15 protein-coding genes are annotated in these 16,687 nt (G+C 70.9%); 6 read left to right on the top strand and 9 right to left on the bottom strand.

Going from position 1 to position 16,687, the window contains the following annotated elements; translation table 11 throughout:
- Window positions 1–238 precede the first annotated feature (238 nt).
- Together ACZ7L9_RS04760 and ACZ7L9_RS04755 are read right to left on the bottom strand one after the other, a co-directional pair.
- Window positions 239–733, bottom strand: coding sequence for a DUF1877 family protein (locus ACZ7L9_RS04760; protein ID WP_471412483.1), 495 nt, complete (start codon window positions 731–733; stop codon window positions 239–241).
- A gap of 286 nt (window positions 734–1,019) precedes the next feature.
- Window positions 1,020–1,616: a TIGR03086 family metal-binding protein gene (locus ACZ7L9_RS04755; RefSeq protein WP_471412480.1), complete on the bottom strand. Its 597-nt coding sequence runs from the start codon at window positions 1,614–1,616 to the stop codon at window positions 1,020–1,022.
- A 60-nt stretch (window positions 1,617–1,676) separates the two neighbouring features.
- Between ACZ7L9_RS04755 and ACZ7L9_RS04750 the strand changes: the two genes are divergently transcribed.
- The gene (locus tag ACZ7L9_RS04750) at window positions 1,677–2,534 is read left to right on the top strand and encodes a DUF6597 domain-containing transcriptional factor (RefSeq protein ID WP_471412478.1); all 858 of its coding nucleotides are present in this window, start codon (window positions 1,677–1,679) and stop codon (window positions 2,532–2,534) included.
- A 238-nt stretch (window positions 2,535–2,772) separates the two neighbouring features.
- Here ACZ7L9_RS04750 and ACZ7L9_RS04745 read toward each other — a convergent pair whose 3' ends face one another.
- Window positions 2,773–3,186, bottom strand: coding sequence for a hypothetical protein (locus ACZ7L9_RS04745; RefSeq protein WP_471412477.1), 414 nt, complete (start codon window positions 3,184–3,186; stop codon window positions 2,773–2,775).
- A gap of 576 nt (window positions 3,187–3,762) precedes the next feature.
- Between ACZ7L9_RS04745 and ettA the strand changes: the two genes are divergently transcribed.
- From ettA to ACZ7L9_RS04730, 3 genes are read left to right on the top strand one after another with little or no spacing between them, the layout of a single operon-like run.
- Complete coding sequence (ettA, locus tag ACZ7L9_RS04740; protein WP_471412475.1) at window positions 3,763–5,427, top strand: energy-dependent translational throttle protein EttA; 1,665 nt, start codon at window positions 3,763–3,765, stop codon at window positions 5,425–5,427.
- A gap of 5 nt (window positions 5,428–5,432) precedes the next feature.
- Entirely contained in the window at window positions 5,433–5,855 is a 423-nt protein-coding gene (locus tag ACZ7L9_RS04735; RefSeq protein WP_471412474.1) for an acyl-CoA thioesterase, read from the top strand.
- Complete coding sequence (locus ACZ7L9_RS04730; protein ID WP_471412472.1) at window positions 5,852–6,544, top strand: DUF8185 domain-containing protein; 693 nt, start codon at window positions 5,852–5,854, stop codon at window positions 6,542–6,544. The genes ACZ7L9_RS04735 and ACZ7L9_RS04730 overlap by 4 nt, the downstream gene beginning before the upstream one ends.
- Window positions 6,545–6,635: 91 nt before the next feature.
- Here the strand turns inward: ACZ7L9_RS04730 and ACZ7L9_RS04725 are convergent, their stop codons facing one another.
- Window positions 6,636–7,040, bottom strand: coding sequence for a globin (locus ACZ7L9_RS04725; RefSeq protein ID WP_471412470.1), 405 nt, complete (start codon window positions 7,038–7,040; stop codon window positions 6,636–6,638).
- A 131-nt stretch (window positions 7,041–7,171) separates the two neighbouring features.
- Between ACZ7L9_RS04725 and ACZ7L9_RS04720 the strand changes: the two genes are divergently transcribed.
- On the top strand, window positions 7,172–8,155 hold the full coding sequence (locus ACZ7L9_RS04720) for a methyltransferase domain-containing protein (RefSeq protein ID WP_471412469.1): 984 nt from the start codon (window positions 7,172–7,174) through the stop codon (window positions 8,153–8,155).
- Between the two features lie 28 nt (window positions 8,156–8,183).
- Here the strand turns inward: ACZ7L9_RS04720 and ACZ7L9_RS04715 are convergent, their stop codons facing one another.
- From ACZ7L9_RS04715 to ACZ7L9_RS04700, 4 genes are all read right to left on the bottom strand, one after another.
- Window positions 8,184–9,386, bottom strand: coding sequence for an FHA domain-containing protein (locus ACZ7L9_RS04715; RefSeq protein WP_471412467.1), 1,203 nt, complete (start codon window positions 9,384–9,386; stop codon window positions 8,184–8,186).
- Window positions 9,387–9,494: 108 nt separating this feature from the next.
- Window positions 9,495–10,853 (bottom strand): vWA domain-containing protein, encoded by a 1,359-nt coding sequence (locus ACZ7L9_RS04710; RefSeq protein ID WP_471412465.1) that lies wholly within the window; start codon window positions 10,851–10,853, stop codon window positions 9,495–9,497.
- 213 nt (window positions 10,854–11,066) lie between these two features.
- Window positions 11,067–12,410, bottom strand: a complete 1,344-nt coding sequence (locus ACZ7L9_RS04705) for a protein phosphatase 2C domain-containing protein (protein WP_471412464.1) — start codon at window positions 12,408–12,410, stop codon at window positions 11,067–11,069.
- Between the two features lie 2 nt (window positions 12,411–12,412).
- Window positions 12,413–14,914, bottom strand: a complete 2,502-nt coding sequence (locus tag ACZ7L9_RS04700; RefSeq protein WP_471412462.1) for a serine/threonine-protein kinase — start codon at window positions 14,912–14,914, stop codon at window positions 12,413–12,415.
- On the opposite strand from ACZ7L9_RS04700, the gene ACZ7L9_RS04695 reads away from it, so the two are divergent.
- On the top strand, window positions 14,892–15,173 hold the full coding sequence (locus tag ACZ7L9_RS04695) for a hypothetical protein (protein WP_471412460.1): 282 nt from the start codon (window positions 14,892–14,894) through the stop codon (window positions 15,171–15,173). The two genes, ACZ7L9_RS04700 and ACZ7L9_RS04695, sit on opposite strands and share 23 nt — an antisense overlap.
- 99 nt (window positions 15,174–15,272) lie before the next feature.
- On the opposite strand, the gene ACZ7L9_RS04690 is transcribed toward ACZ7L9_RS04695, so the two are convergent.
- A complete protein-coding gene (locus ACZ7L9_RS04690; protein ID WP_471412458.1) occupies window positions 15,273–16,598 on the bottom strand; it encodes a hypothetical protein in 1,326 nt (441 codons plus the stop codon).
- Window positions 16,599–16,687: the final 89 nt, after the last annotated feature.

Raw genomic sequence — 16,687 nt, 5'->3', positions numbered from 1 at the left:
GGGAGTCCGATCAGCTCGCGGCGTCTGGTGCGTGCGATCGCAAGGCGCTGGAAGGTCCTTGTAGCGGAGCTACTAGGGCGTTTCGGCAACGCAGCGAGCGTGCGTGCCAGGCGTCGCGAGCCGGACGCCCATTTTGTGAGCTCCTCTTAGGGGCAGCGATCACTCGCGCCAAGGCAGCTCCGGCCCAAAGCCGTTCCGCCGACCGCTCGGTACCGCGAGCCGAGGAGAAGACTGCGGTTCAGTACCAGAAGGCCTTGACGACGGCGTGCCTCGTGGGGACGGTCCGGGTGTAGAAGGCCTGCAGGTCGGTGTGGTGGGTGAGGAACCAGCCCTTGACCTCAGTCTCGTCGAAGGCAGAGAAGGGAGGCAGGACCTTCGGCCGGGCCGCCTCCCAAAGATCGTCGAAGGAGACCGCGGTCAGGAAGTCCGCTACCTCGCGAACCTGGGCGGGGCGGAGGATCAGAAACGGCGGCCGGTCGTAGGTGGCGTGGTACACAGGGCTGCCCCCGAAGACCGGGAGCTCCCGGTCATGAGAGCCCTGCAGGGTGTACGCCGCCTCGTAGACCTCATGGAGGGCGGGGAAGTGGTACTCCACGACTTCGGCGATTCCGGCCTGGCGTTCGGCCTGGAAGCGGTCGAAGTCCCCGGCGTCCCCCATGAACTCTTCCAGCCAAGCCCAGTCCTCGCGGATCTCGGACTCCGGCATGGCGCGCAGCTGCATCTCGATGCTCATGCCGCGCATTCTGGCCGAGACAACCGACAACGCCCTGCCCACCGTGTCTCCACGAGCCCTGATCCGTCCCTGGGTACTCCTGGTCGGGCCGCCTCTGGGCCGTCCGATGCAAACCGACGTTGACAACTGATTCCGCCATCCACGCAGGTCACAGGGCGAGCAACAGTTGGCCGCCGCACGTGAGAGACACGGCGCATCACTTCCGGAAGAGCTGATCACATGCCGAGCTCGTTCGATGGTGCCTGGCCAGCTGCCGCCGAAGATCACGACACCCGTTCACGTGCGGTCAGGCTCGGCGCTTCCACGACGGGTCGCGGCCCGCCAGTCCCAGAGCGCGATCAAACAGCGGCGCGGTCGGCGGCACGGTGACTTCGGGGCCGTACACCCCGTACTGCCTGGCCATATCGGCCTTGGCGGCGATGTCCTCGTACAGTGCCACCGCGAGTTCGTCGTCCACGTTCAGCTTCTGCCCGGTGGCCACCGCCAGGTCCCAGCCGTGCAGCAGCCACTCCCCCAGCACGATCCCACCGATGAAGCGGGCTGGCATCCGGCTGCTCCCGGTCATCGCCGTCTCGCCGGCCCATGCCTGCGGATCGCTCCAGACGGCGGCCGTCGCCGCGGACCGGGCGGCATACGCCTCGGCCCACCCCGGCTCCGCGACGAAGTCATGGCCTTCCGCCACCTGATCCGGCCGCTCCTGCGGCGGCTGCTTGAGTCCCGAGGCGTGCCCCCGCACACCCGTCAGGAAGATCAGGTGATTCACGAGCGCCCCGACCTTCAGCTCCGGGCACGGTGTCCGCCCATCGAGCTGGTCCGGCCCGATTCCGCACACGATGTCCACGGCCGCCTCCGAGGCCCGGGTCATCAGAGATCTCAGCTCCATGTCATCCCTTGTCGTCGTCTCTTCCCCGCCTCGCGTCAGAACACGGTAGACAGGACGACAATGACGAGTATTGAACAAACGCGACAGCGGGCCATCCTCAGCCCTCACACCGCGGCCGAGCGGTTCCGGCTCGACCACGCACCGGCCCCGCCGGACCTGACCCCATTCGTCGACGGTTACTGGATCCTCCACTGGGACCTGACCGAACCACACCGGCAGCAAGTCCTCACCCACCCGGTGATCCACCTCACCTTCACCACCGGCGGGGAGGCCCAGATCACAGGCATCGTCAGCGACACCTTCGCCCGAGAGATCTCCGGAACCGGCCGTGTACTGGGCCTGCGATTCCGACCGGGCGGCTTCCGCCCCTTCCTCGCTGCCCCGATGTCCACCCTCACCAACCGAGTCCTGGACATCGAAGACATCTTCGGCCCTGCCGCGCGGACGGCGGCGGACGCCATCATCGCCGAACCCAGCGTGCCCACCGCGCTCGAACTCGCGGCCACGCTTCTGCGCGGCTTCCGGCCTACTCCCGACCCTGCCACCGACAAAGTGGCCCGGTTGATCGAAACGATCAGCAACGACCCTTCCGTTCTACGGGTGTCCCAGCTCGCCGTGATCGCCGACATGAGTGCACGCCGGTTGCAGAGACTGTTCGCCGAGTACGTCGGCATCGGACCCAAGTGGGTGATCAGGCGAGCTCGCATGCAGGAGGCCGCCACACGCGCGGCCACCGAACCGCAGGACTGGGCCGCTCTCGCCGCCGAACTCGGCTACGCCGATCAAGCCCACTTCACCCGCGACTTCACCGCCTCGGTAGGCACCTCCCCAGCGCAGTACGCGAGTTCAGCGGGATGCGGGAACGCTGACGGAAGCCAAGGCGGGGAAGCGCCAGCCCAGGCTGACATCCACGAGTGACATCAACGGCGCCAGACGCCAACGCCGTTGCGTGTCCCAGCGTGGACTACGCCACCGTGGGACTCTGCGGCCGGACCGAGCGCTGATCGAACTCCTGAAGCGGGTGTCACAGGGGCGAATCCTGTCGGGGGCACAGGATGAAGGGCTGATTCGGGAGGGCTTTCTCCGGGGCTGACCCTTTGTCGTGGGTCGCGCCCGCAGGCCGGGCGCGAGCGTGTACGAGATGCTCGGCGCAGCTTCAGTGGGTTCTGCGGCCCAGGCTTCGCACGAAGAGCGGCACCGACAACAGGAGCAGGGCTCCTTCGGCGGCCAGGCTGACCAGCCCGAGCGGTTCGGTCCAATTGCCGATGTCGTCGCTGTAGTCGGGGAGTCCCGTCCCCCTGGAGAGGATGTAGCCCAGCAGGGGGCCGACGGCGACCCCGGCTGCCAGCAGCCATCCCAGTCGGACGAGGCCGATGAGGAGCAGCACGGCGGCGACCACGGCCGCGATCTCCAGGACGTGGTAGGCGACGCCGACATAGTAGGGGTCTCTTGTCGTCGTGATGCCGCCTTGGTCCACGACATGGATGGCGGCCACCACGAGACACAGCAGAGCTCCCGCCCACCTGGCCACCCAGGTGGCCTCCGGCGCCATCGCGGTGCGGTCTGACATGCGGAGACACCTACTCCTTCCCTCGGCAGGGCGTGTCCGCCGTGCCGCGATCCCATCCGGCCGGTCGGCTCCCGAAGAGGCAGCGCGCCGCACCTGTGTCAGGTCCCAGCCTCAGCGGACGACTGCTCGCCGTCGCGTCCGACGGTGCAGACGAGTGACACGGAAGAGGCGGCGACGCGGACGGCGCTCCTCCACTCGCGGCCCAGCGTCCTTGGCACGGTGACGTGGCCAGCGTGGCCTGGTTGCTCCCCGGCAGTGCCGAGGATGTGCGAGATCGTTTACGAGATTCCCACCGGGCGATAGCAGGGAAGGGTGCCGCCGTCCGCAAATGCGGTCGACCGCGTCCGGGTGATCGCTGCGCGGCGGATGTGCCGAGTGATCGTCCCCGGGCCGTCCCTCGGCCGTGCGAGGGCGCCCGGCAGCGGTCGACGGCGACAACCAGTGACAGGTCGGCTACGGGTGCGGACGGCGAAGGGGCAGGTGACGGGCCCCTGATGAGACTGGTTTCCGTCCCGGGATGGACGTCAGGCAAGATGGGGTGTATCTGCCCACACATCGATAGCCGGACGGTTTCTCTTGGCTGAGTACATCTACACCATGCGCAAGACGCGCAAAGCGCACGGCGACAAGGTGATCCTCGATGACGTCACCCTGAACTTCCTGCCCGGCGCGAAGATCGGTGTCGTGGGTCCCAACGGCGCCGGCAAGTCCACGGTGCTGAAGATCATGGCGGGCCTGGAGCAGCCGTCCAACGGTGACGCGTTCCTGTCGCCCGGTTTCAGCGTCGGCATCCTCATGCAGGAGCCGCAGCTCGACGAGACGAAGACGGTCCTGGAGAACGTCCAGGACGGCGCCGCCGAGATCATGGGCAAGCTCAAGCGCTTCAACGAGGTCGCCGAGCTCATGGCGACCGACTACTCCGACGCGCTGATGGAGGAGATGGGCAAGCTCCAGGAGGACCTGGACCATGCCAACGCCTGGGACCTGGACGCTCAGCTGGAGCAGGCCATGGACGCCCTGGGCTGCCCGCCCGGCGACTGGCCGGTCGTCAACCTCTCCGGTGGCGAGAAGCGCCGCGTCGCGCTCTGCAAGCTGCTGATCGAGGCCCCCGACCTGCTGCTCCTCGACGAGCCCACCAACCACCTCGACGCCGAGTCGGTCAACTGGCTGGAGCAGCACCTCTCGAAGTACTCGGGCGCCGTGGTGGCGGTCACACACGACCGTTACTTCCTGAACAACGTCGCCGAGTGGATCCTCGAGCTCGACCGCGGCCGCGCACTGCCGTACGAGGGCAACTACTCCACCTACCTCGACAAGAAGGCCACCCGCCTCAAGGTCGAGGGCCGCAAGGACGAGAAGCGCGCCAAGCGGCTCAAGGAAGAGCTGGAGTGGGTCCGCTCCAACGCCAAGGGCCGGCAGACCAAGTCCAAGGCGCGTCTGGCTCGTTACGAGGAGATGGCGGCCGAGGCGGACAAGATGCGGAAGCTGGACTTCGAGGAGATCCAGATTCCGCCGGGCCCGCGGCTCGGTTCCATCGTCGTCGAGGTCGAGAACCTCTCGAAGGCCTTCGGCGACAAGGTCCTCATCGACGACCTGTCGTTCACGCTGCCGCGCAACGGCATCGTCGGCGTCATCGGTCCGAACGGCGCGGGCAAGACCACGCTGTTCAAGATGATCCAGGGCCTGGAGACCCCGGACACCGGCTCCATCAAGATCGGTGACACGGTCAAGATCTCCTATGTCGACCAGTCCCGCGCCAACATCGACGCCAAGAAGACCCTCTGGGCCGTCGTCTCGGACGAGCTGGACTACATCAACGTCGGCCAGGTCGAGATGCCCTCGCGGGCGTACGTCTCCGCATTCGGCTTCAAGGGCCCGGACCAGCAGAAGCCGGCCGGTGTCCTCTCCGGTGGTGAGCGCAACCGCCTCAACCTGGCGCTGACGCTCAAGGAGGGCGGCAACCTGCTGCTCCTCGACGAGCCCACCAACGACCTCGACGTCGAGACCCTGTCCTCGCTGGAGAACGCCCTGCTGGAGTTCCCGGGCGCCGCGGTGGTCATCTCCCACGACCGCTGGTTCCTGGACCGCGTCGCCACGCACATCCTGGCGTACGAGGGCGACTCCAAGTGGTACTGGTTCGAGGGCAACTTCGAGTCGTACGAGAAGAACAAGGTCGACCGCCTCGGTGCGGACGCCGCCCGCCCGCACCGTGCCACGTACAAGAAGCTCACGCGAGGCTGATCGTCTTGGCACGCCACATCTACAACTGCCCGCTGCGCTGGTCGGACATGGATGCCTTCGGCCACGTCAACAACGTGGTCTTCCTCCGCTATCTGGAGGAGGCGCGCATCGACTTCATGTTCCGGCTGGCGCCGGGGGACGGTTCGCCGTCCTTCTCGGGCGGGTCCGTCGTGGCCCGGCACGAGATCGACTACGTGCGTCCGCTGGTCCACCGGCACGAGCCGGTGACCGTCGAGTCGTGGGTCACGAAGATCGGTGCCGCGTCGCTGACGATCGCGTACGAGATCAAGGACCCGGAACAGGTGTACGTCCGGGCCTCGACCGTCGTCGTGCCGTACAACCTGGCCGAGGAGCGGCCTCGGCGGATCTCCGCCGAGGAGAAGCTCTTCCTCCAGCAGTACCTGGCCGAGGAAACCGCCGCAGCATGACGGTGCCCGTACGGTCGCTGGAGTTCGCCGACGCGAGGGAGGCCGCGGATCTCGCGGCCTTCCTCGGGCGGCTGCTCCACTACGACCGGGCCGCAGCGGTGCGGATGCAGGCGGGCGGCAGCGCGCTGGCCGTGTTCGGCAGGCCGCCGTCGTTCGAGGTTCTGGCGATCCGGGCGGCGCAACTGGCCGGATCGCACGACTTCGACGTCACGGTGTCCGCCGGTGAACTCCTCGAGTCCCTCGACGTCGAGGGCGCGGCGGCAGCCGGTTCGGGCGCCCTGCCCGCATCCGTCACCGGGCCGCCGTGGACGGGTGTCCTGCCGCCCCGTGGCGGCTGGCGCGAACTGCCGGGCCTGCCCGGTCCCGTCTCCCTGCGCACGGCGGTCGCCGCCGCGGTGGCGGAGTTCCGCTCCCGCGACCAGGCGCTGCCCGAGGAGCGCCGTACCCGGGCGGAGCGGGACGTGATCGGCCGCGAGATCTGGTCACGCGCGGTCGGGCGCACCGAGCTTCCGCTGCGGGCCGTCCACGCCGCCCAGTCCCTCGGCTTCCTCCGACCCTCGCCCGACTTCCCGGTCGCCCTGCTTGCGGCCGGATCCTGGCTGCGGCTGCGCACCCCGTTCGGCTCGATCGCCCTGCGCGGCCCGGGCACCGGGCTCGGCACGCTCGCCGTGTCGGTGGGCGCGGGCTGAACACCGGCCCCACGAAGGCGGCTACGGTGCGGGGCCGATGTGGTCCTGCTCCGGTTCGAGCATCACGCGGTGCTCGAACCGGAACGCGACCTCAGCCCTCGCTGTTCACCATCGAGGCGGCGGCATACGTGAGGTAGTCCCACAACTGCCGCTCGTGCTCCGGCGCCAGTCCGAGCTCGTCGAGGGCGACCCGCATGTGGCGCAGCCACGCGTCGTGCGCCGCCCGGTCCACCCGGAACGGGACGTGCCGCATCCGCAGCCGCGGATGTCCGCGCTGCTCGTTGTAGGTACGGGGCCCACCCCAGTACTGCGTCAGGAACAGCCTGAACCGCTCCTCGGCCGGGCCCAGATCCTCCTCCGGGTACATCGGTCGGAGCAGCGGGTCCTCGGCAACCCCCTGGTAGAAGCGGTGCACCAGGCGTCGGAAAGTCTCCTCGCCGCCGACCTGCTCGTAGAAGGTCTGCTCCTGCAGCGTGTCGCGCGGAATCTCAGTCACCCGTCCATCGTCGCAGACGCACCGGCCGAGGACCCAGGTCCTAGGACTCCGGACTCCGGCCATGGGACCTCCGCCATCGGAACCCGGCCCGGGTCCTGGCCCCGGGGCCCCGGGCGCAGGAAGGTGGAGGTATGGACGACGCACACCCCGATCCCTTCGCCACGGCCGCCGCCGAGGAGCGGTCGGCGATGGTGCGCGGGATCGTGGCCGGCGGGGCCCTGACGGACCCGGCATGGCGGGCCGCGTTCGAAGAGGTGCCGCGGCATCTGTTCGTGCCGTACTACTACGTCGGCGGCGGAGCGGACCGCCTGTGGTGCGAGGACTCCGACCCGGTCAGGCGGGCCCAGTGGCTGCGCGGGGCGTACGCGGACGGAGCCCTGGCCACCCGGATCCGGGACGGCGAGCTGATCTCCTCGTGCAGCCAGCCGTCGCTGATGGCCCGGATGCTCGAAGAGCTGGACGTACGGGACGGGCAGCGGGTCCTGGAGATCGGCGCGGGCAGCGGCTACAACGCGGCGCTGCTCTCGCATCGGCTCGGCGCCGACGCCGTGACCACCGTCGACCTCGACCCGGAGATCACCGAATCGGCCCGCCGGCATCTGGCTGCGGCCGGATACCGCCCGGCGGTGATCACCGGGGACGGGACTCGGGGCTGGCCCCCGCGCGGCCCGTACCACCGGATCATCGCGACCTGCGCCCTGCCGTGCGTACCGCAGGCCTGGCTGGACCAGTGCGTGACGGACGCGCGGATACTGGCGCCGTTCGCCACCGGCCTGATCGCGCTACGGGTGAGCGAAGGGGAACACGGAAGGTACGCCGAGGGCCGGTTCCTGCACACGCCCGCGTTCTTCGTACCGCTGCGCGGCACACTGCCGCAGCCCGTGCGGCGCCCACATCTCGGCACCCTCCCCAGGCGCGTCAGTGAGAACCAGCTCTTCCGGTTCCTGCTGACGCTGACCGGGGCCAGCCTCGACCCGCGCGAGGCCCTCTCCCTCTGGCAGCGCGAACGCCGTCCCGAACGGGAGAGGTTCGGCATCACGGTCCGGGACGGGCGGCAGTGGGCCTGGCTGGACGACCCCGAGGGGCCGTACGTCTGGCCACTGCCGAGCGGGTAGCGCGGACCGGTCCGCGGCCGGTCCGCGGTCAGTCCCGGCGGATCGTGATCGTCGTCCACGCCCCGACATGCACCTGGTCGCCGTCCTGGAGCGGCACGGGGACGTACGGCTGGATCGGGTCCTCGGCGCCGTTGAGCGTGGTGCCGTTGGTGGAGTTCTGGTCGACCACGGCCCAGCTGCCGTCGGGCTGCTGCACCAGCACCGCGTGCTGGTGCGAGACGCCCGGGTCCTCCGGCGGCACGGACAGATCGATGTCCGGGGACTCGCCGGTGCTCTGCCTGCGGCGGCCGATGGTGATCTGGTTGCCCATCAGCGGAAGCTGCTGCTCCGGGGAGTACGCGGGCAGGTTGAGCCCGGTCGCTTCGGGGCCGCTGCGCTGCATCATCGCCAGGAAGTACTCACGGTCCGGAGCGATGACCGCGGTCCAGCTCGCGGGCGGCTGGTTCTGGCCCGGGAACTGCGGTTGTTGCTGCTGTGCGGCCTGCGGCTGCGGAGGCTGGGTCCGGGACGGCGGCGACAGCATCCAGTCGTCGTCATCGCCGGACTGCGGCGGCTGCGACTGCTGCGGCGCAGGCGGGGCCGGCGGACCGGGCGGACCGGGCCGCTCGAACGCGGGCGGCGCCGACTGCTGCTGGAACGGCGGCGGTGCGGACTGCTGCTGGAACGGCGCGGGCGGCGCCGACTGCTGCTGGAAGGACGGCGGCGGCCCCTGCTGCTGGAATGGCTGCGGCGGCTGCGGTGACTGGGGCCCCGGAGCCGGGGGCGGGGGCGGCCCGGGGCGGCTGCCCTGGTCGGGGGAGAGCGGCTCGGCCGGGCGGTTCACCTGCGAGGGCCGCGAGCTCTGGTACTCGAACGGGTCGCGCTGCTGCTGGGGGCTCGGCGGCTGCTGCGCCTGGAAGCCCGGCGGCAGGTTGAGACCCGGCGGAGGGCCGGGAACGGCGTGCGGCGCCAGCGGCGTGTACGACGTCGCGGTGTTCGTGAGGAAGTTCCAGCGGCACTCCTCGCAGAACGGCGCCATCGCCTCACGCGGCGTGCGGCACTGCGGGCAGAGCTCGGCCTGCTGGGTCGCGTCCGGGCCGGGGCCCTGCGGGTAGCCGTAACCGGGAGCGGGCGGCGGGGGAGGCGGCGGGGGGACTGCACCCGCAGGCGCGCCCGCCCCGGTCATGCGATGTCCGCAGACCTCGCACCAGTCATCGGAACCCGACTGGTGTCCGTTCGGGCAGGTCGGCATGTCGGCGCTTCCTCCTCTCCTCGTCCGGCCCCCGGGGGCCGTGATTTTCTGCTGCTCTTCGCCACCCGGCGCCGGATCGCTCCGGCCGGACGGCCCGACTCCGCGTGGTTATTTCTTGACGCGCACGGTCTTGGTGGAGCGGGTTTCGAGTGTCATCGAGTCCGCTTCCGCGACCTTCGCCTTCAGTCGCACAGTACCGGTCGCCGCGTCGACGACGTCCACCACCTTCGAAAGCAGTTTCGCAGTTTCCTCGTTCCCGGACGCCGATGCCAGCTGCACCGCACGGCCCAGTTTCGCGGTCGCGCCGTCGAAGTCTCCCGACTTGCGGGCATCGAGCCCCTGCTGGATGACTTGTGCCAGTTCCGCCTGACCTGTGTAGTGCGCGACCTGCGGGTTTATCGAGGTGGACGCCACCATGTCCTCCGTCCACACCGCCCGTACCAGGCCCTGCGAAAGCGTCTGCGGCGCGCCGCCCGACGGGTCGGGGAGGATCAGCGAGACCCGGGACGCCAGCATCTCCTGCCCGATCCCGGCCTCCGGCACCTGTACGCACACGTGGTAGTCGCGGGATTCGTCGCCCCAGGAACCCGTGGGATAGTCACCGGCACGGGGACCCGCCCCGGTGCGGCGGCCGGTCAGATCGACGACGGTCGGTGCGACCTGTTTCACGAACTTGATCTCGACCCCGACGGGCGTCCAGAGCCGCAGCGCGACATCCGCGACCTCCTTGCCCATCGCGTTCTCCATCATCTGCGTGAAGTCCGCGGCCAGTCCTGCCGGGTCGGCGACGATGTCAACCGTGCCGAGCAGCGCGGCGGCGACGGCTGTGACCTCTTTCACCTTCCAGCCGGTGCCGACACCGCGGGCGTCACAAGTGAAGCGGCCCGCGCAGGATTCCAGCGCGGCCCGCAGATCCTCCGGCGCCTCGTGCTCGTTGCGGCCGTCGGTGAGCAGGATGCCGTGCCGGATCTCCACATCGGCGGCGCCGAGCAGCCGGTCGGCCAGCCGCAGCCAGGTGCCGATCGCCGTACCGCCACCGGCGCTGAGCGCGCGCAGCGCCTCCTTAGCCTGGGCCTTCGTCCGCGCATCGGCGACGGCCAGCCGCCCGTTGCCCGGGTAGACCTCCTTGGCGACGTGCGTGCCGCCGACCACGGCGAACGAGGTGCCGTCGCGCAGGGTGTCGATCGCGGCGGCCGTCGCATCGCGGGCATGGCGCATCTTCGTCGGCGGACAGTCCATGGAACCGGAGCAATCGACCATGATCACCACGGCGGCGCCCGGCGCCTGCCCCGGCACGCGCGGAGGCGTCGCAGCCGCACCGGACAGCGGGACGCCGCCGGTGGTGCCTCCTCCGGTCGAGGTGACCGTGACGATGGCGTTGACCTCGCGACCGCCCTCCGGCAGATATTCGTTCTGGTACACCTCGACGGAGAACCGCGGCACGTTCGACTTGGAGAAGTTGGCCATCTGATCGGCTCCTTGAGGCTCCAGGTGTCGGATGAAGACAGCTGTGAGGGAAGAAAAGCGGGCGAAGGCGTTGAGTGCGGCGAAGGCGGGTGAGCACGGGCGACGGCGTCGGGACGGGGTGGGTGGAGTGTGCGGAGTCGGCGGAACGGGTGGAGTGTGCGTAGTGCGTGGAATGGGCGGGCGGAATCGGAATCAAGCGTTACGGAACGGGACTCAGGTGTCGCCGCACGCCGATCCTGCCCCCTGCGGCGGTACCGCGAACGGCAGCAGAGCCACTGTTACGTTGTCGTGGCCCCCACCGTCGAGCGCGTGACCCACCAGCAGCTGGGCGCCGCGCAGCGGCCGCAGGTGCGCGTCGGCCGGCACCGCCGCGGCCATCTCGGCCGCCGACTCCGCGTAATTCCACAGGCCGTCCGTGCACACCACCACGAGACCGGACCGGTCCGGTTTGAAGGACGCGGTGTGCGGCTCCAGTTCGTACGCGTCGGCGCCGAGCCACCCCGTGATGGCGTGGGCGCGCTCGTCCGCGTACGCCTCGGCCTCGTTCATCAGGCCCGCCGCCACCATCTGCGCGGCCCAGGAGTCGTCCTCGGTCAGCCGGGCGGGCGGGTTGCTGCGGTCGTCGGGCACCCAGTAGACGCGGCTGTCGCCGACCCAGCCGACGACCAGCAGGCCGCCCGCCATGACCGCGCCGACCAGGGTGCACGCCGGGGCGTTCTGGTGACGGTGCGGATCGTGCTCCATGGCCCTGCCCGGTTCCTGGGCCAGGGAGTTGACCGACTCGGCGGCAGCGACGATCGCCTCGTGCATCGCCTGCTGCGGATGGGTGCCGCGCGGCAGCGACTCCAGAAGCGTTTCGTTGGCGGTGCTCGCGGCAGCCGCCGAAGCCTCGTCGGGGCGGCTCGCCGAGGAGACACCGTCGCAGACGATCGCGACGACGGCCGGCGAACCATCGGGCAGGGCGGTGGTCGACACCGCGAACGAGTCCTCGTTGCGGTGGTGGCGCAGGCCCCGGTCGCTGACGGCGGCCACCGATTCGAGCTCCTGCTCCATGTGGTCGCGCTCGCGCGGCTGGGCGTGACCGCAGTTCTCGCAGTAGCCGTCGGTGTCGACCCGGCCGGCCCGGCAGGCCACACACAGCTTGGTGCCGGCCGGCGGCGTGGCGGACAGCTCGGCGGCGGGGGTACGCGGATCGGGTGCCGGCACCGATGCCCCGGCCGACGGCGCGGATGCGGGCGCGGCCCCCGCGCCGGTTCCGGGTACGGTCCCCGGCGCGGCCAGCTCGAAGTCCTCCGATCTGCCCGACCCGCTCGACCCGCTCGACCCGGCCGGACCGTCGAACCGGACCGCTGTCGGGTGTCCCGCCGGAGTGTGGGCGGCGGACGCCGCGCCGTTCTCCGCAGGCGCGGCCATGGCGATCGTCGGATGGTCCCGCGGCGGTTCGGGCACGGCCGACAGGTCGTACCCGCACGCACCGCAGAACAGGTCCCCCGACTCCAGCGGCTCCTCGCAGCCGGGGCATTTCGACAAGGCCGTCTCCTGGGGCTTCTGCGACATTTTCACACCCACGTCCGGGGGCGGAAACGGTTGGCCCGCTCCACCAGATCGATCCTCTCGTCGCCGGGCTCCGCAAGCCGGGCGAGCATCCGGTACGAACGCTCCAGCCCGAAACGCAGGCCACGCTCGTCCAACTCACTGCCGAGCAGTGTCTTCGGCCTGTCCGCCCCGGCAGTCGCGTGCGACTGCGGGACCGAGGACGAAGCCGTGGGACTACCGGAGAGTACCCAGTCGAGCGCCGTCCCCAGCACCTCTGTGGACAACTGCTCCCGGCGCACCGCGTCCAGACCGAAGCCGACCAGCCCCGATACCTGGGCCGAGGCGGCCATCAGATCGGCGATCAGCGGCTCGTCCGGCGCCCGTTCACGCAGCCGGGCCCGCACCGCGGCGACCCGGGCCGCCGTGTAGTGGATCGACGCCTCCGGCACGGACTCCAGCGCCCTGACGGCCCCGGCCCGGTCCCCGGCGGCGATCCGCACCCGGGCCAGGCCGAACGCGGCGCTGACGAAGCTCGGGTCGGTCGTCCACACCAGCCGGTAGTACTCGGCGGCGTTGTCCAGCTGGCCCAGGACCTCCGCACAGATCCCCAGCGCCAGCTTGGGCGCCGGTTCACCGGGGAACGCGTCGTACACCGCGTCGAAGGAGAGCGCCGCGTTCTCGTTGTCGCCGGTCACCAGCGAGGTGACGCCGCGGTACCAGACGACCCGCCAGTCGTCCGGGTACGTGCCCTCCAGCTCCGTCAGGGCCTGCCCCGCGGCGCCGAGTTCGCGCATCTCCAGGCCGGCGCGCAGCTCCCGCAGCCGGGTCTCCAGCGACGGCGCGGGTGCGGCCTGCAGCGCGCTGATCAGTTCGGCGGGGGCGGTGGCCATCAGCCCGGCGAGGAAGCCCGCGTTGGGATCGCCCGCATCGACCCGGGGCACGGGCAGCGCGAGCGAGGTGGACGGCACGTCGAGCCTGGCCAGCCGGGGGCCTTGGGCGGCGTACGGACCCGACGGCGCACCGGGATCGCCGACCGGGGCCCGGGGGGCCGGAATCGCGGCCTGGGGCTGTGCGTACGAGAACGCCGCGCCGCTCCGGAGGGCCGCGCCCATCGGCCCCGTGGCGCCGCCGGCCCGGACGTGCGTGGGCGGTGCGGTCAGCGGACCGGCACCCGGCGCGGCGTAACCGGCCATGGGCGGCGCACCCACGGGCAGTGCGCCCGGCCCCGGTCCGGCGGGCGGCACCGCGGGCAGGACCGGCGCCGCGCCCCCGGCAGCGGCCCCCGCCTTGGTGCGCCGACGACCGAAGCGCCCGGACGGCGCCGGAGCGGCAGCCCGTGCACCCAGCCGGGACACATCGTCCGTCAGCTCGGCGAACAACTGCGTGTCCGTGACCCGGACTTCCGTACCGAACAGTGTCGACAGCGCCGGTCGCGGCCGTCCCGTCTGCAGTGACACCACCTCGCGCAGCACACCCGTCAGCTGCTCCGCCATCTCGGCAGCCGAGGCGAATCGCCGCGCCGGGTCCGGATCGGTGGCCCGCACCAGCAGCCGGTAGAACGACTCATAGGTCCGGAACACCTCGATGTTGTCCGGGTCCGGCAGCGAGTCCACGAAGACGTTGGTGTAGCCCTGGAAGTCGAAGGTGAGCACCGCGAGCGTCCGCGCGACCGTGTACAGATCGGACGCGACCGACGGGCCGGCCTCCGCGACCTCCGGCGCCTGGTACCCCACCGTGCCGTAGATGGCCGACTCGTCGTCGTCCATCCTGCGGACCGCGCCCATGTCGATCAGCTTCAGCTGGTCCTCGGTCTGGATCGCGTTGTCGACCTTGAAGTCGCAGTACAGCAGGTTGCGGCTGTGCAGATGACCGAGCGCCTCCAGCGCCTCGATGCCGTACGCGCACGCCTGCTCGACCGGCAGCGGATCACGCTTCCCGGCCGGGGTGCGGCGCTCGTTCGCGATCTCCTTGAGCGCCTTGCCGCCGACGTACTCCATCACTATGTAGCCGTCGAGCGAGCCCGTGCGCTGGTCGAGATGCTCGACGAAGTTGTAGATCCGGACGATGTTGGAGTGCTCGATCTCGGCGAGGAAGCGGCGCTCCGAGATGGCGGCCGCCATGGCGTCCTGGTCACCGGTGTCGAGCAGGCCCTTGAGGACCACCCAGCGGTCGGACACCGCACGGTCGACCGCGAGATAGACCCAGCCGAGTCCGCCGTGCGCCAGACAGCCCGCGACCTCGTACTGGCCATGCACGATGTCGCCCTCGCCGAGCTTGGGCACGAAGGAGTACGGGTGACCGCACTTGGTGCAGAACCCCTCCGTACGGCCTGCCCGTTCGCCCCGGGCCCGGCCCACCGGCGCCCCGCAGTCGGAGCGCGAACAGAAGCGCTTGCGCTCCGGTACTTCCGGGTTCTCCATCACCGCCGAGCGCGGGTCCGGACGCGGCACGTCCGGTACCTGCACCAGACCCGCGCCCAGCCTGCCCCGGCCGGACGCGCCCGTGGACGAACCGGAGGAACGCACCGAAACCGAACGGGACGTGGCGCCACCGGACAACGAGCGCGAGAGCCGCCCGGAAACGGAACGCCGTGAGGTCGACGAGCGGGACGAGGAACGCGAAGAGGCCCGGGACGAGGACCGCGAACTGCTGCTGCCCCGACTGCTCGCCCCACCACCGCCCGCGATCCCGGTCGGCGGCGAACTCACCATGCCCGTCGGCGAGACGACCGGAGCCAGACCACAGGTGTCGCAGTACAGCTCACCGCCGCCCATGTCCTCGTAACTGCCCTCGCACGCGGGGCGCTGGCACTGCGTACTCATGGTCCGTCCCCCTGTTCGCCCCGCCGCCGCGGTGGCCCTTCCACCGTGTACGTATACGTGCTCATCGCCGGTCCTCCGGTCCCGAGGCCCGGCGCTGGGACAGCAGTTCGGCCACCGTCTCCTGGTAGCGCAGCACCGCCTGCGCGGCGACCCGCAGATCGCACGGTGCGCTCCACAGCATTCGGCGCGCCGCGTCGTACCGCTCGATGAGCAGCGGGTCCTCGGCCAGACCGTGCCGGGCGACCTTCGCCTTGTACGCGTCGAGCCTGCCGCGCAGCTCCGCCCGTACCGCCAGCGGGGCCGTGACCGCGGTCAACGACTCACGGGCCCGCAGCAATTCCTCCTCGGCCTCCCGCTCCAGCGTCTCCAGGAGCGGGGAGAGCCGGTGCCACTGGGCATGCCTGCGGTACTCCGAAGCGGCGGCCAGCCGCTCCTGGAGCGCCGTCGCCGGACCGCTCACCGCCGGCACCTCGGACGCGGCGATCTTCGCCAGCACCTCGCCGCGCGCCGACCGGGCCTCGGTCAGGGTGCGGTCCGCGCGGGAGAGGACGTCACGCAGATGGACCAGCCGCTGCTCGGCGTCCTGCCGGACCGCGAGGACGGCCTCGATCTCGCGGCGCACGTCGTCCAGGGCGCGGGCCGCCCGGTCGTAGCGCGTCGTGTCCGGGCGTCCGCCGCCGGGCGCCGAGCTCCCGGGCCCCGACAGCCAGAAGGCGAGCGGATCGGAGATCACCTGCACCCGCAGCGTGGTCAGCTCATGCGTGATCGCCGCCAGGTCGTCGCCCGCCGGGTGCTCACCCGGGCGTACGCCGACGGAGTGCGCCAGCGAGCGGGTGCGGTGCAGCTCGGCGGCGAGCAGATCGATCCGGGCGGGCAGCGCGGACCACACGGCGTCCGACGCGACGACCATGTCCAGCGAACGCGCGTACAGCTCGTTCATCCGGGCGACCAGCTCCTCCAGCGTGAACCGCTCGGAGAGCTTGGCCGGGCCCGTGATCGACGGATCGGGGCGGCCCGCCGCGTGCGCCACGGCGATGCCCTGGCCGCGCAGCAGTTCGGTGAGGGCCAGCAGATCGTCCCGGCTGGGGTACCGCCGGCGCGCCCGCACCGTGCGGGCCTCGGCCAGCGCCGCCGCGTAGGCGTCGAAGTATCCCCACAGCAGCGTGATCGACTGCTCGGTGGTGGCCCAGCGCTCCTTGGTGACACCGGTCAGATCGGCGCCCTCCAGGAGCCGGCGGCCCGCGTGGTCCTGCAGGGCGAGGAGCGAGGTCTCGATCGCCTCGTGCTCCGCGCCCAGCCGGGCCAGCGCACGGTCCACCTCGTCCCGGTCCATGACCGGGCCGGGTGGCCTCCCCGCGTAGCCGGGGAAGGGGCCCGCGACGCCCATCGATCACCTCTCCGCTCTTCCTGCCGGGACGGGCCCGGCAGGATCAGTGCCACTGCCTCGCCGGTCCGGTCCGCGCCCTCGCGCACACC

It is taken from the genome of Streptomyces sp. NPDC111516, from assembly GCF_055635345.1.
Note: the sequence above shows the minus strand (reverse complement) of the source record. Positions and strands in the feature narration are given on the sequence as shown.

What these genes read in the sequence shown, in the direction of transcription:
- ACZ7L9_RS04760 (WP_471412483.1), bottom strand. Translation starts at nt 733, where the DNA reads ATGAGCATCGAGATGCAGCTGCGCGCCATGCCGGAGTCCGAGATCCGC.
- ACZ7L9_RS04755 (WP_471412480.1), bottom strand. Translation starts at nt 1,616, where the DNA reads ATGGAGCTGAGATCTCTGATGACCCGGGCCTCGGAGGCGGCCGTGGAC.
- ACZ7L9_RS04750 (WP_471412478.1), top strand. Translation starts at nt 1,677, where the DNA reads ATGACGAGTATTGAACAAACGCGACAGCGGGCCATCCTCAGCCCTCAC.
- ACZ7L9_RS04745 (WP_471412477.1), bottom strand. Translation starts at nt 3,186, where the DNA reads ATGTCAGACCGCACCGCGATGGCGCCGGAGGCCACCTGGGTGGCCAGG.
- ACZ7L9_RS04730 (WP_471412472.1), top strand. Translation starts at nt 5,852, where the DNA reads ATGACGGTGCCCGTACGGTCGCTGGAGTTCGCCGACGCGAGGGAGGCC.
- ACZ7L9_RS04720 (WP_471412469.1), top strand. Translation starts at nt 7,172, where the DNA reads ATGGACGACGCACACCCCGATCCCTTCGCCACGGCCGCCGCCGAGGAG.
- ACZ7L9_RS04715 (WP_471412467.1), bottom strand. Translation starts at nt 9,386, where the DNA reads ATGCCGACCTGCCCGAACGGACACCAGTCGGGTTCCGATGACTGGTGC.
- ACZ7L9_RS04710 (WP_471412465.1), bottom strand. Translation starts at nt 10,853, where the DNA reads ATGGCCAACTTCTCCAAGTCGAACGTGCCGCGGTTCTCCGTCGAGGTG.
- ACZ7L9_RS04705 (WP_471412464.1), bottom strand. Translation starts at nt 12,410, where the DNA reads ATGTCGCAGAAGCCCCAGGAGACGGCCTTGTCGAAATGCCCCGGCTGC.
- ACZ7L9_RS04690 (WP_471412458.1), bottom strand. Translation starts at nt 16,598, where the DNA reads ATGGGCGTCGCGGGCCCCTTCCCCGGCTACGCGGGGAGGCCACCCGGC.